At 35.1% G+C, this 13,647-nt stretch carries 16 protein-coding genes and 1 other RNA gene; 8 read left to right on the top strand and 9 right to left on the bottom strand.

Features of this window, described 5'->3' with window-relative positions; all coding sequences use genetic code 11:
* The first annotated feature begins 214 nt into the window (after positions 1-214).
* The 4 genes from ffs (at position 215) to METIN_RS02925 (ending at position 2,192) form a co-directional block, all read left to right on the top strand.
* Positions 215-532, top strand: an RNA gene (ffs, locus tag METIN_RS07545) — signal recognition particle sRNA.
* 423 nt (positions 533-955) lie between these two features.
* The gene (locus METIN_RS02915; RefSeq protein ID WP_013100002.1) at positions 956-1,429 is read left to right on the top strand and encodes a YfcE family phosphodiesterase; all 474 of its coding nucleotides are present in this window, start codon (positions 956-958) and stop codon (positions 1,427-1,429) included.
* Positions 1,429-1,590: a DUF362 domain-containing protein gene (locus METIN_RS02920; protein ID WP_013100003.1), complete on the top strand. Its 162-nt coding sequence runs from the start codon at positions 1,429-1,431 to the stop codon at positions 1,588-1,590. Before METIN_RS02915 ends, METIN_RS02920 begins: the two co-directional genes overlap by 1 nt.
* Positions 1,591-1,592: 2 nt before the next feature.
* Entirely contained in the window at positions 1,593-2,192 is a 600-nt protein-coding gene (locus tag METIN_RS02925; RefSeq protein ID WP_013100004.1) for an IMP cyclohydrolase, read from the top strand.
* Between the two features lie 142 nt (positions 2,193-2,334).
* Here METIN_RS02925 and bioA read toward each other — a convergent pair whose 3' ends face one another.
* Genes bioA through pth2 form a run of 4 tightly spaced genes read right to left on the bottom strand, consistent with a single transcriptional unit; the run spans position 2,335 to position 6,325 of the window.
* A complete protein-coding gene (gene bioA, locus METIN_RS02930) occupies positions 2,335-3,663 on the bottom strand; it encodes an adenosylmethionine--8-amino-7-oxononanoate transaminase (RefSeq protein ID WP_013100005.1) in 1,329 nt (442 codons plus the stop codon).
* A complete protein-coding gene (locus tag METIN_RS02935; protein WP_013100006.1) occupies positions 3,632-4,879 on the bottom strand; it encodes a nucleotide sugar dehydrogenase in 1,248 nt (415 codons plus the stop codon). Before METIN_RS02935 ends, bioA begins: the two co-directional genes overlap by 32 nt.
* A complete protein-coding gene (locus tag METIN_RS02940) occupies positions 4,876-5,973 on the bottom strand; it encodes a pyridoxal phosphate-dependent aminotransferase (RefSeq protein WP_013100007.1) in 1,098 nt (365 codons plus the stop codon). The genes METIN_RS02935 and METIN_RS02940 overlap by 4 nt, the downstream gene beginning before the upstream one ends.
* 4 nt (positions 5,974-5,977) lie before the next feature.
* Positions 5,978-6,325, bottom strand: a complete 348-nt coding sequence (gene pth2 / locus METIN_RS02945) for an aminoacyl-tRNA hydrolase (RefSeq protein WP_048203338.1) — start codon at positions 6,323-6,325, stop codon at positions 5,978-5,980.
* A 94-nt stretch (positions 6,326-6,419) separates the two neighbouring features.
* Here pth2 and METIN_RS02950 point away from each other — a divergent pair, with 94 nt between their 5' ends.
* Positions 6,420-6,917: an NUDIX domain-containing protein gene (locus METIN_RS02950; RefSeq protein WP_013100009.1), complete on the top strand. Its 498-nt coding sequence runs from the start codon at positions 6,420-6,422 to the stop codon at positions 6,915-6,917.
* On the top strand, positions 6,917-7,231 hold the full coding sequence (locus tag METIN_RS02955) for a transcription factor S (protein WP_013100010.1): 315 nt from the start codon (positions 6,917-6,919) through the stop codon (positions 7,229-7,231). Before METIN_RS02950 ends, METIN_RS02955 begins: the two co-directional genes overlap by 1 nt.
* Here METIN_RS02955 and dph2 read toward each other — a convergent pair.
* The gene (gene dph2 / locus METIN_RS02960) at positions 7,228-8,160 is read right to left on the bottom strand and encodes a diphthamide biosynthesis enzyme Dph2 (RefSeq protein ID WP_013100011.1); all 933 of its coding nucleotides are present in this window, start codon (positions 8,158-8,160) and stop codon (positions 7,228-7,230) included. The two genes, METIN_RS02955 and dph2, sit on opposite strands and share 4 nt — an antisense overlap.
* A gap of 94 nt (positions 8,161-8,254) precedes the next feature.
* Here dph2 and METIN_RS02965 point away from each other — a divergent pair, with 94 nt between their 5' ends.
* Positions 8,255-9,265 (top strand): ATP-binding protein, encoded by a 1,011-nt coding sequence (locus METIN_RS02965; protein WP_013100012.1) that lies wholly within the window; start codon positions 8,255-8,257, stop codon positions 9,263-9,265.
* A 14-nt stretch (positions 9,266-9,279) separates the two neighbouring features.
* On the opposite strand, the gene hisE is transcribed toward METIN_RS02965, so the two are convergent.
* On the bottom strand, positions 9,280-9,567 hold the full coding sequence (hisE, locus tag METIN_RS02970; RefSeq protein WP_013100013.1) for a phosphoribosyl-ATP diphosphatase: 288 nt from the start codon (positions 9,565-9,567) through the stop codon (positions 9,280-9,282).
* Positions 9,568-9,978 (bottom strand): 6,7-dimethyl-8-ribityllumazine synthase, encoded by a 411-nt coding sequence (gene ribH, locus METIN_RS02975; RefSeq protein ID WP_013100014.1) that lies wholly within the window; start codon positions 9,976-9,978, stop codon positions 9,568-9,570. It abuts the gene before it with no gap.
* Positions 9,979-10,077: 99 nt separating this feature from the next.
* Here ribH and selD point away from each other — a divergent pair, with 99 nt between their 5' ends.
* Entirely contained in the window at positions 10,078-11,094 is a 1,017-nt protein-coding gene (selD, locus tag METIN_RS02980; protein WP_157198813.1) for a selenide, water dikinase SelD, read from the top strand.
* Positions 11,095-11,148: 54 nt separating this feature from the next.
* On the opposite strand, the gene METIN_RS02985 is transcribed toward selD, so the two are convergent.
* Together METIN_RS02985 and hmdC are read right to left on the bottom strand one after the other, a co-directional pair.
* Entirely contained in the window at positions 11,149-12,153 is a 1,005-nt protein-coding gene (locus tag METIN_RS02985) for a nucleotidyltransferase family protein (RefSeq protein WP_013100016.1), read from the bottom strand.
* 12 nt (positions 12,154-12,165) lie between these two features.
* Complete coding sequence (hmdC, locus tag METIN_RS02990) at positions 12,166-13,647, bottom strand: 5,10-methenyltetrahydromethanopterin hydrogenase cofactor biosynthesis protein HmdC (RefSeq protein ID WP_013100017.1); 1,482 nt, start codon at positions 13,645-13,647, stop codon at positions 12,166-12,168.

Raw genomic sequence — 13,647 nt, forward strand, 5'->3', positions numbered from 1 at the left:
AATAACTAATAACAAAAAACTCTTTTTGATAAAACTTTTTTTAAAAGTTTATAATTAATAACAAAAATAAAAACTCATCAAGCTAACTCTTTTGATGAAACTTTTTTTAAAAGTTTCTTTTAAAAGTTTCCTTCTAAAGGTTTCTTATAAAAAATTTCAAAAATAAAAACCGAAAGTGTTAAATATCACAACCTATATAAATTATTATTTGGCGTGCATGGCTAGGCCGGGGGGTTGGGCGTCCCCTGTAACCCGAAATCGTCCTCATGCGGGGGCCGAAAACCTGGGGGCGGCTTGTCAGCCGTAGCTCTCCCCCTGAGCCAACCGATGACGTCTCGTCCCATGGGGCTCGACGGTGGGGGAGCACCTTCCGGAGGGAAGGTGTAACCCCCTTTACCTGCCGAACCCCGCCAGGCCCGGAAGGGAGCAACGGTAGGCAGGACGTCGGCGCTCATGGGGTTGAGCGGGGCTGAGGTTTGGCTCAGGGATAAGAGGGCTACGGCTGGCAAGTCCACCCCAGGGAAGCCATGCACGCCACCATTTTTTATAGCTCTCTAAATTAGGAAACCTTAAGATTTAAAAATAAACTAATTCTTTTTTTATTAGCATCTCTTTAACATCTTTCTATCCACTATCTTTAGCATCCTCTAATCAATTTTGAATTTCAATTTTTAACCTTAAGAGTCTTTATTCTCACAAATAATTAAAAACTCACCAACATAGCCATAAATTAATTTTTTCTTCTCAGCTAAAAAAATCCATAAACTTTTTCTTTATCAAAGTCATCAACTAATAAATATTTAGCTCTATCTCTAAGTAGAGCTTCATCAGGATGAAATGCTCCCCAAGATTTATATAAAAAATTACATATATAAGTTTCTATAAATTGTTGTCCTAAGAATTTCTTTTATTTTTCCTAAATATTTAAAAAATTGTCTCTAAAATGGTGTAGGAAATGCTAATTGGAATTATCTCAGACACTCACATATATGATAGAGCTAGCTCTATCCCAAAGAAAGTTTTTGAAGAATTTTCAAATGTTGATCTAATTATTCACTGTGGAGACATTACAGATAAAGAGATTTTAGATGAGCTTAGTGATTTGGCAAGGGTTATCCCTGTCCAGGGAAACTGTGACTATCTAAATTTACCAAGAGAGCAAATTTTAGAGCTAAATAACTATAGGATAGGAGTGATACATGGAGACATCATTTACCCAAGAGGAGACCTTTTAAAATTAAAGCTCTTGGGCTTAGAGATGGGGGTTGATATCCTAATCTCTGGTCACACCCATTGGCCAATACATGAGAAATTTGACAACCTCTTACTTCTAAACCCTGGCTCTCCAACAGTGCCAAGATGTCCTATAAGGAGTGTAATGAAACTGAGCTTAGAAGATGAGCCAAGAGCTGAGCTTGTGGTGATCTGATGGTTAAGGTTAATGAGAAATGTGTGGGCTGTGGTATCTGTGTCCCATTCTGTAGAAAAAAAGCTTTAAAAACCTATGGGAAATTAATTATAGATAAGGAGAAGTGCATCAACTGTAAACTCTGTATTAAATATTGCCAAATCAATGCTTTGGAGGGCTAACAGTGTATATAGGAAGGTTCTTAGTTGTGGGCAAAACTCCAAGTGGAGAGAGCTTTGTAGCCTATAGGGTGTCAAGTAGAAGCTTTCCCAATAGAGTGGCTAAGATAGTGGATAATAAAGTTTATATCCTACCAAAGGATCCAGAGGAGGTTTTAAAAAACCCATATATCTCTTACTGTTGTTTGAGGGTTGAAGATAAAACAGTTGTGGCTGGAAATGGTAGCCATGTTGATTTTATAGCTGAAAAACTAATTTATGGAAAGAGGGATGCTTTAGCCTATCCTCTCTTAGCCTTAGACTATGAGAAAGATGAATATAGAACTCCAAGGATAGCTACAGTTGTTGATAAAGAGGAGTGTTACTTAGGATATATTAAAGATGATGAATTAGCCATAAAAAAGGTTTCTTTAAATAATGGGGAAGGAATTTATTTAGGAGTTTATAACTCCTGTAAAATTGATGAATCTCAAAAAATAGGCATCCCTTATAACAAAGCTGAAGAGATAGCAAAATATATATTAAATTATAAATTCTCCCATCCAGTTGTTTGTGTAGTAGCCGTTATATATAATGAATACATAGACATTAAAATAGCCCCCTGACAGCCGAGCCGCCGGAGCTGTCTAAGGAGACGCGATGATGGTTAGGTTCGATACCAGGGGGACATTTAAAAGGGGGCTAGGGCGAGTTATGCGAGAGAGCTCTTAAGCTCTATGAAGATGAAGCATAACTCAGCATAGCCCCCTACAGAGCTTTTTTAATGCTTTCATAGAGAGAAGAGCATAAATATTTTATTTCCTCCTCAGTTATTGACAGTGGAGGAACTAAGATAACAACATTCCCTATAGGTCTCATGTATATTCCTCTTTTCAAAAGTTCCTTAGCTACCCTAAAGCCAGCTTTATAGCCATAGAGATATGGTTCTTTAGTCTCTTTATTCTTAACCAACTCTATCCCTATCATAAAGCCCCTTCCTCTAATGTCTCCAACATGTTCCAACTCTTTTAACCTCTCTAATTCTTCCCAAATTAATTTTATCTTTGGCTTCAGCTTTTCTAAAACCCTCTCTTTTTCAAAGATCTCTAAGTTTGCAAGTGCAGCTGAGCAGAGAATTTGGTTTCCTGTGTAAGTATGCCCATGGTAAAAGTGCTTAGCCTCTCCATACTCTCCTAAGAATTCATTAAATATTTCCTCTGTTGTTAAAGTTGCAGCCAAGGGAACATAGCCTCCAGTTAAGCTCTTTCCTAAGCATAATATGTCTGGCTTACCCTTTAACCTATTTGAGAAAAACATATCTCCAGTTCTTCCAAAGCCTGTAGCCACTTCATCTAAAATTAAGATTAGATCTTCTCTCTTACAGGCTTTACTAACTTCCTCTATATATCCATCAGGAAATGGAATCATTCCAGCTGATCCCATAACTCCTCCTTCTAAGATGACACAGAAAGAGTTTTCACCATAATTTTCTATCAAGTTCAAAATTTCATTTAGACATTCCATATTACAATCTCTCTCTTTACATCTATAACAGTATGGATGTCTTGCTCTATAACCTTTAAAGAGTAGTGGCTTAAATATACCATGGAAGAGTTCAGAGCCTCCAACACTCATGGCTCCAACAGTGTCTCCATGATAGCCTTCAGTAACTGAAATAAACTTCTCTCTCTTGTCCCCTTTTAAGTAGTAGTATTGATAAGCCATCTTCACAGCTATCTCAACAGCCTCTGAGCCATCTTCAGAATAAAAAACTTTCCTTAACTGATTTGGAGTTATCTCAACCAACTTCTTAGCCAATAAAATAGCTGGAACATTTGAAGAGCCTAACAGAGTTGAATGCCCAATCTTCTCAGCCTGATTTTTTATAGCTTCAATAATCTCCCTTCTACTATGTCCAAAGGTGTTACACCATATAGAGGAAACAGCATCTAAATATCTATTTCCATATATGTCAATTAAGTAATTCCCCTCTCCTCTCTCTATAATTAAAGGCTTTTCCTCAATATAGTCTTTCATTTGAGTATATGGGTGCCATATATACTCTTTATCCCATCTCTCCAAGTCTTCTGGTTTCATTCTTACCATCTCCTAATAAATAGGTTTTAAAGCCAAACTTCTCCCACTCCTCTCTCTGAATAATATTCTTTGTGTCCAAAATATTTTTATTTCTCATCAATTCACCAATCTCCTTAATTGGCAAGTTTTTATATTCCTCATGGTCAGACAAAATTAAAATTAAATCACTATCCTTAACACACTCCTTTAAGCTGTAAAGCTTATATTTAAATTTCTTAACCTTTGGATCATGGCACATAACACTGTAATTTAATTTTAAAAGCTCTTCAATTATCTTTATTGCAGGGCTCTCCCTTGTGTCATCAACATTTCCCTTATATGCAACCCCTAAAATAGAAATCTTCCCCTTTTCAACAATATCTTTTACTTTCTTAACAACAAAATAGGGCATGGAATCATTAACCTCTCTTGCTACCTTTATTAACTTAGCCTCCCTGCTCTTCTCAACTATAAACCATGGGTCAATTGGAATACAATGACCACCAACTCCAGGACCAGGTTTTAGAATATTAACCCTTGGATGATTGTTAGCAAGAGCTATAGCCTCCCAAACATTGACTCCAAGCTCTTCAGAGATTTTAGCAAACTCATTGGCTAAGGCTATATTTACATCTCTATAAGTGTTTTCCATCAACTTAACCATCTCAGCAGTCTTTGCATCAGTTACATATATTTTTCCCTTCACAAAGCTCTCATATATCTTCTTAGCCAAGTTTGCAGACTCTTCATTAATTCCTCCTATAATTCTATCATTTTCAATTAGCTCCTCTAACAAATTTCCTGGCAAAACTCTCTCAGGACAGTAAGCCATTAGTATCTTTTTTCCATTTGATAACATCTTATAGAGCTCTTCAGTAGTCCCTGGAGGAACAGTACTTTCAATAATTATTAAGTCTCCATCTTTTAGATAGGGCTTTATACTCTCTATAGCCTTCTTCACATGGCTTAAGTCACATCTCTTCTTCTCATCTATTGGAGTTGGAACACAAATTATATAGGCATCAGCTTCCTCTGGCTTATCCTTTAAAATTAAATGCCCAGACTTTAAAGCAGCACTAACCAAGGTTTTTAAATCTCTCTCTTCAAAGTCTAAGTTCTTTATCTCTTTAAGCCTCTCTCTGTTAATATCAACTCCAACCACATGAAAGCCATTAACAGCCAGAATAGCAGCTGTTGGCAATCCAACATAGCCAAGGCCAAGAATACAGAGTTTCATAGTATCTCCTCAATTATCTCAAGAGCCTCTTTAATTTTCTCATAATCTGTAGCATAGCTAAATCTAACATAGTTCTCATTACCAAAGGCAGAGCCAGGGATAGCTAAGATCTTGTTTTCAATTAATTTTTTTACTACATCAATATCCTTTCCATACTCAGAAACTCTTGGGAAGATGTAAAAAGTTCCTTCTGGCTTCACAACTTGAAACTTCTTTTTTAACCCCTTATATATTAAATCTCTCCTTTTTTTAAATTCTTCAACCATCTTTTTTATAAAACTGTCTCCTTCTCTTAAAGCTACTAAGGCTCCATATTGGGAGAAGGTGTTTACACAGGCAAAGCTATACTGATGAATCTTTAAAAACTCTTCTATAAGCTCTTTTTTAGCTATTAAATAGCCAACTCTCCAGCCAGTCATGGCATAACTTTTAGAGAATGAGTTAACAATTACTACATTCTCATAAAATTGTGCTGGAGAATAGTGTTCTTTCTCATAAATAATTTTGTCATAAACTTCATCAGACACTATAAAAATATTATTATCCTCAGCTATCTCAGCTAAGCCTTTAATTGTCTTCTTATCATAAACCTTTCCTGTTGGATTTGTTGGAGAGTTGAAGAAGATAACTTTAACCCCTTTCACAACCTCATTTAACTCATCCAAGTCTATGTTAAAATTATCATCAACCTTAAACTCCAAAATCTTAGCTTCAGCTAACTGGGAGAGAGCTTTATAAGAGACAAAATAAGGATTAATGATTAAAACCTTATCTCCTCTATCTAAGAGTCCAAAGGTTGATAGGTAGAGAGCTTCTGAAGCTCCTCCTGTGACCATGACATTATCTTTACTAATCCCTAAGTTGTAATCTTCATTAACTTTCCTTGCAATCTCTTCTCTAAGCTCAGGAATTCCTAAGTTTGGGGAATAACAAGTTTTTCCCTCTCTTAAAGCTTTTATAGCCCCTTCTTTAACAAACTCTGGAGTGTCAAAGTCAGGCTCTCCAATTCCCAAGTTAATAAAATCCTCTCCTGACAGGTTGAAAATTTCCCTAATCATAGATTTCTCTATATTTTTAACTCTCTCACTAACCATATTATCACAGCAACTTTAGATGTCCAGTTATCTTATCTATCTTCTCATCCCTCTCTGGCCCTATAGCAACAGCTGTTATAGTCCCTGGCTTCAACTGAGTTAATCCAGCATCTCTAATAATTGAGCATGGCAAACCTTCAGCCTTAGCTTTATTGTAAATATCTAATAGTTCTTCTTCAGAGGAAACCTTTAACACTACTTTCTTCTGCCCCTCTCTTAACCAATCTTCAACCAACTTAGGGTTAAGTTTTTGAGCATGTCTATAGCATTCTATAATAGCATGTCCTCCCTGAGCTACCATCTTTCCCTTACCCATATTTAAATCTGTTCTTAATATAACAACCATCTTCATAGTAATCAACCTTAATAAATAGTATGGCTCAGCTGCGGGAGTAGTCATCACAGATCAGATAGCGAAATTTTCATCATCGCCATTGGTGATATTGATGAAATGCTTATCAATAAGTGGGAAAATCATAGCTAAGAACTTATTTGGGAAGAGGTATTCAAAAAGATTTATAAATAAAAGGTTGTTGAAAAAACTTAACCTCTATTTAATCCCTTCCTTGGCTGTTGATGGGATCATCTTTGAGGACAATAAAATTTTACTAATAAAAAGAAGGAATGAACCTTTTAAAGGTTACTATGCACTTCCTGGTGGGTTTGTTGAGTGTGGAGAGAGTTGTGAAGAAGCCATAATTAGAGAGATTAAGGAGGAGACTAACTTAGATGTTGAAATAGAAAAGCTTTTAAATGTTTACTCTAATCCTAATAGAGACCCAAGGGGACATGTGGTTTCAGTGGTCTATATATTAAGAGTTGTTGGAGGCTCATTAAAAGCTGGAGATGATGCTAAAGAGGTTAAGTTTTTTGAAATCAACAAGATTCCAAAGTTAGCCTTTGACCATGAAAAGATTATTAAAGATTTCTTAGGTGAGATTTGATGGTTAAGTTCTGTCCAAAGTGTAACAATGTTCTACTCCCAAGTGAGGGAAAGTTAAAGTGTCCAGTCTGTGGCTACACTGAAGAGGGAGAGAAAGAAGGTTATGAATACAAGGAGAAGTTAAAGAGAAAAGAGGAGATAGCTGTTATTGAAGGAAATGAGATAGAAACGCTGCCAACAATAAAAATAGAGTGTCCAAAGTGTGGGCATACAGAGGCTTATTGGTGGCTACAACAAACAAGATGTGCTGATGAGCCAGAGACAAGGTTTTATAGATGTAAGAAGTGTGGCCACACATGGAGAGAGTATGATTAAAAATCTTCCTCTTTTATTTCATCAAATTTATAGCTAAAGTCTTTATTTAAAATCATCTTAAACTCTTCTGGAGTCACTATTATTTTATCATAAAGCTCAAAGTCATCCAAAACAATCCTTGGACAGGCTATAATAACATAGAGATCAACATCATAAAATAGAAGCTCTGGCTTAATCTCATCAGCTAAGAATTTTATATACTCTATATTTCTCTTCTTTAGCTCCTCTTCAAGAGCCTTTAAAACATTTATTCTACACTGTCCAGGCTTCACTGAGAGAATTAACCCAACTTTTTTTATTGGTTTTAAGAGAGCCTTTGATATCTTAGCCAACCTTCTCTTTATAAATTTCTCTATTTCCTCTTTACTTATCTTCTCTAACCTTTTAGAGTAGGGATTATAAATAAGAACTTCAACCCCATATTTGTAAGCTATCATTAATGGGTGAAATCTTCCAGTTCCAACATATAGAATTTTATCTCCTTCTACTTTCCCTCTACAACCTAAGATAACCTTAGGGTTAAACTCTTTTAGTAATTTTTCATATTGGACAGTTGTAACTACTTCATAACCTTTTTCAACAAACTTCTTTACATCTTCCTTTATTTTAGCCTCCTCTTCCTCTGAGCAGGAGAAATAAGCAGGAATGAAGAGAACTTTTTTATAGCTAAGATAGCTTAGTGGTTTATGCCCATAGTGTATAATTAGATCAGCATCTACCTTAGGAATATCACAAGCTCCATAACAAGAGTTTAGCCACAAAAATAGATCTCCTTCAATTCCTCTTTTTTTCAACTCTTTATCTATTTTTTCAATCTCTCTCTGAACCTCAAGCTTTAAACCCTCAGGAGCTTGAAATAAGATAAGTGGTTTCTTTTTATTTAGCTTGACAATCTTTTCTATAACTTTTTCTCTTTCTAAGTTATACAAGAGTAACCCCTCTTTTCTTGCCTGATTAACTTATATTAATTATGATGATAATTTTAAATAATCTAAATAATAATGTAAGATAGAGGTTATAGTTATGAAATTCTACAATAGAGAGAAAGAAGTTAGATATCTAAAAACTTATTGCCAGTTGGAGCCAAACTCTATTTTATTCGTTTATGGCCCTAAATCTTCTGGAAAATCTACAGTAATAAGGAGAGTTATTAAAGAGCTTGAAGATAGTGATATCGTATTTTTTTATTATAACTTAAGAAAGTATGCTACGCCAACAAAGGAAGAGTTTTTTAAAATATTTTTTGAAAGATCTGATAAAAAATATGTTCCTAATAAGCTGGAATTTAATTTAGGAGTTTTTAAATTCGGAGTTGAGAAAGAATTAAATTTTAAAGAGTTTTCTTTAAACGATGTCTTTGCTAAGATAAATGAAAGCATTAATGAAGTTATAAAAGAGGGAAAGAGGCCTGTCTTAATTATAGACGAGCTTCAAAAGTTAAAAAATATTTACTTTAATGGAGAAAAATCTTTATTAAATGAGCTATTCAATTTATTCGTCTCCTTAACTAAGATGGAACATCTTTCCCATGTCATCTGCTTAACTTCTGACACTCTATTTATTGAAGAGATTTACCAAAACTCTACATTAGAAAACGCTTCCGAATACTATTTAATTGATTGGTTAGAAAAGGAAGATATTAAAAAAATCTTAAAAGAAGAGAACTTCAATGAAAAAGAGATAGATTACGCTATAAACTACCTCTCTCTACCATATGAAATAACTGAACTAATAAATAATAAAAAACTTGGCTTAACAGTTGAAGAAACTATAAAAAAGTGGATAAATATTGAGAAGGACAAGCTTTTATATCTATTGGCTAACGCTAACGTTGATGAAGATAAAATAAACACTATTCTATCTAAATTTAAAAATAATGTTAAAGTTGAGGCTAAGGAAATTATTAAAAAAGATCTTATAAATGAATTTAAATTCTTAGTAAATAATGAAGTTCTTTTCTACGACATTATTAACGGCATAATAAAACCAACATCAATAAAAAAATGGCACGCTATAAAAAAACTTAAAATTTAGGAATGAACCAATAATTATTTCCTTCTCCTCTCAAATTCCTTATAGATCTCTTCCAACTCAATCTCTTTATATGCCAGTAAAATCATAACATGGAAGATTAGATCAGCTGTTTCATGTATAATTTCTTCTCTTTTATTATCTTTAGCAGCTAATATAAGTTCAACAGCTTCCTCTCCAATCTTTTCACAGATTTTATTTAGCCCACTCTTTTCATCATCTTCTATTAGCTTAGCCACATAAGAACCTTCAGGCCTCTCTTCTATCCTTTTCTTTATGGTTTCAAAAACTTCATTTAGTATCATTTAGATCTCCTTTAGCCTTTTAACCATCTTAACAGCTGCTTCAACAGCTCTCTTACCATAGTCTATTCTCTCCTCAGCCTGTAGCCTTGTCATTCCTGGCCCAGAGATGCCTAAGGTTACAGGCTTATCATACTGTAAAGTAAGATCTGCTATCTTCCTTGCAGCATTGTGCATAACTATCTCATCATGCTCAGTTTCTCCTTCAATCACACATCCTATGGTAACAACAGCATCAACATCATCCTTTTCTAACAACTTTTTAACAGCCAATGGGATGTCAAAAACTCCTGGAACTCTAATTTTATATTTAATCTCAGCTCCTAAGAACTCTGCATGCTCTTCAGCTACCTTCTCCATCATATAGGTTATGTCTCTATTGAACTCAGCTACAACTAAGGCTAATCTAACCATCTTCTCACCTTTAGCTATTAGAAAATTTATTAGCAATGTTTTTAAAATCTCCCTACATAAAATATTTACTCACCACAAATTAAGTTTTTGGTGATAAGGATGAAGTTAACTGAGATGGTTAAGCTACATGGTTGAGCCTGTAAGCTCCCCAGTGCTGAGCTTGAGGTTTTGGTTAAGGATATTGTCAAAGATGAAGATTTAAAACATTGCCTTGTTGGCTTGGGAGATGATGCAGCTGTGATAAAAAAGGAAAACTTGGTTATAGCTAAAACTGTTGATGTCTTTACCCCAATAGTTGATGATCCCTACATACAAGGAAAGATAGCAGCTTGTAACTCAACAAATGACATTTATGCTATGGGGTTAAGGGAGATAATAGGGGTTCTTGCTATAGTTGGAATTCCTGAGAAGCTATCTTTAAGTGTGGCTAAAGAGATGTTAAGGGGATTCCAAGACTTTTGTAGGGAAATAGGGACTTCAATAGTTGGAGGGCATACAATACTAAACCCATGGCCCCTAATTGGTGGCTCTGTAACTGGGGTTGGAAAAGAGGAAGAAGTATTAACAAAAGCTGGAGCTAAGGTTGGAGATGTTTTAATACTAACTAAGCCTCTTGGCACTCAGAGTGCCATGGCTTTAAGTAGGGTTCCAAAGGAATTTTTAGAGCTAATAAATATTTCAGAGGAGGAGAAGGAAGAGATAATAAATAAAGCTATAAAATTAATGACAACCTCAAACAAGTATAGCTTAGAAGCTTTGAGAAGAGCTGAGGAGAAAGTTGGAGATAAAATAGCTAATGCTCTAACAGATGTTACTGGCTTTGGGTTACTTGGACATAGTAATGAGATAGCTAAGCAAAGTAAGGTTAATATAAAAATTGATACTCTCCCTTGTATAAAGAAGACTCCAGAACTTAGTAAGATGTTTGGCCATGCCCTACTTGAAGGTTATGGTGCTGAAACTGCTGGAGGTTTATTAATTGTGGCTAAGAGAGAATATAAAGATGAGCTAATTGATGAGCTAAAAAAAGTTGGCTATGCCTTTGAAGTTGGAGAAGTTGTAGGAAGAGGAGATAAAGCAACTCTCTCAAAAGACCTAAAAATTATAGAAGTTTAAGCTCAGCACTGGGGAGAAAATTTTAAAATGTTGAAGGGCATGCCGAACCACTTTTTAAGTGGAGGCATGCCCAATAATCTTTATCTTAGCTGGATAGTTTTCAATATACTTCTTTATTGTCTCCTTCTCTATCCTTGCCTCAAGTCTTGTTAAAATCCTCTCCTTAAAATGTCTTGAAAATCCTTTTGGAATAACCTTTTTTATCTCTTCTAAGGAGTTGTAAGGCCTATTCTTTTCCAGAAGTTCAGCAACATGGTTAGGAAGATACTTATAGAGATCATAGTTATTAGCTGTCTCTAAAATTCTTTCAGTGTCTCTCTTTAAGATATAGTTTTCTAAACCTTCTCTTTTCAACTCCTCTAAAATTTTCAAAGTACTCTCTGGCAACATGTCTTTAACAAGCTCAAACTTGCCCTTTAAAATGGCTTCTCTAATCTTTGTTCCACTTATCCCTTCTAATCTCCTTATAAATAAAAACTTTGGCTCATAGTTTAGAATTGGCTTTAACTTGTAGATGGTTTGGGACATTGAGGCTATGACATAGTTATCTATCTCCAACTTCTCCCCTAAAATCTCTTTAGTTTCAGCACACATAATTTTAAAGGGCTTCACTATAATATGATAGCCCCTATTTATACAGTTAATAACCTTCTCCATAGTAGGATCAGGAATATAGCCCCTTGGAATGATCTCAGCCTTTAAATGATAGAAGAGCTTTATTAGGCATAACATATATTGACCAGAGCCTAATAGCCCCATAGGAGGACCTTCAACTACTAAGTTGACTCCAGCAGCTATAGCCATCCTTGCCCTTATATATCTATTAAAAAGATAAGGGATCCCTCTACCACTTCTCTCTAAAGGACCAGGAAGAACTGAAACAAAAAACCCCTTCTCTCTCCCTTTATCTAAGGCATACTTATGTCCCTTATGTAAAGGGTTATACTCAGTGAAATCTGACACAACCCTCTTATTTTCAACAATTTTATAATATTGTTTAAATGACTTCTCATCCTTTTCCTTAGCATCTTTCTTTATCTCCTTAATATCCTCAATCATAGTTAAAAACCTTTAAAATAGGGTTTCTAAGGTTTTATACTTATTTAGAAGCTTTAAGGCTATCTCTGGGATAAAGGAGGTTATATAAGCTTTCCCTACAGAGATGGCTTTTTTATCATCTCCATTACATGGATAGGCATTAATATTATTCTCATTTAATATCCTTATTGTAGCTCTCTCAACAAACTCATCTTTATCTGAGATGTAAGCTTCTTCAGCTCTCTCAGCTATCTTCCAAGAGATATATCTCCCTCCTAATAAGCCAACTTTCTCCTCATCTATATCTTCTATACTCTTACTTGGCTTTAAATTACTTAACTTACTCTCATAGATAGCTCTCCAATGAGCATCTCCAATATAGAAAGAGCCTAACCTACTTGGATATATCTCTCCCTTTAAAAAGTTTCCACTCATGGCTATAGCCTTAGCTATCTCTTTACCCATTAATTTAAAGCCTTCCTCTTTTATAATTCTCATAACTCTCCTTAACCCAAAGTTTCCTCTCCTTGCTGTTCCTGGAGAGTAGCCACACATGTACCCATGATGGTTTAAAGGAAAGCCAGTTATTACAGTATTTAACCCAGCTCTTAGTCCAATTCTTAACTCATCTTCATAAGCTCCATTTGTAGCTACAACTCCTCCTTTAACTAAGATTCTTGAGATAGCTACAGCTTTAGCAAAGTTTTTAACCCTATCCTTTAAGTTGAATGGTCCACCTTCAACAACAAAGACATCAACATCTAAGTCAATACAGGCTAAGATCCCCTCTATTAAGTCATCATATCCATCTCCTATGTGGAAAATGCCTTCAACCCCTTTCCCAAACCTCTTAGCAGCTTCAGCCACTTCTCTCATCTCATCTATAGGGGCACCATGTTCCTCTCTTCCCTGTTCCTCAACAACATTGACACAGACAGTTGAAGCCAACCTTATCCAATCTAAGAACTCTTCTTCATACTCCTTCTCTTTCTCAATTAGTCTCTTATGAATTCTTTCCCTTGGACATTCTCTTGCTAATCCTAAGTTATAACAATCTCCTCCACAGAAAACAATTTCCTTAGGGAACCTCATAGGACCATATTTTCCAAAGTGGTCTATATCTATTGGAACCTCCACAGTGTCATAAACTTTTTTAAAAACTTCTAATGGGGTTAAGTTCTCTTTCTCAGCTATATCAGCTATAGCATAGCCACAGATGTGTATGGGAAATCCTATATAGTCTGAGAGAATACAATTTTCTAAGAGCTCTATTAAAGACAAAGAGGAAGAGCATGGCCCTATAGCTAAATCAACTAAATCACATCCCAATGGAAAGGTTCTTAAGTTGTTCCCAAGTTTAATAATTTCTTCTAAGCTTAAGCTATCAACTGTATCAACAACCTTTATAATATCTTCTTCTTTTAACTTCCCTTTCTCTATCTTATCTAAGATAATTTTCCTCAACTCTAAGCCAGCAAATTTATTTTTTACAGTTTCCTTTATTAAGTCTTCCAT

It is taken from the genome of Methanocaldococcus infernus ME (assembly GCF_000092305.1).
GTDB classification, from domain to species: Archaea; AGJL01; Methanococci; order Methanococcales; family Methanocaldococcaceae; genus Methanocaldococcus; species Methanocaldococcus infernus.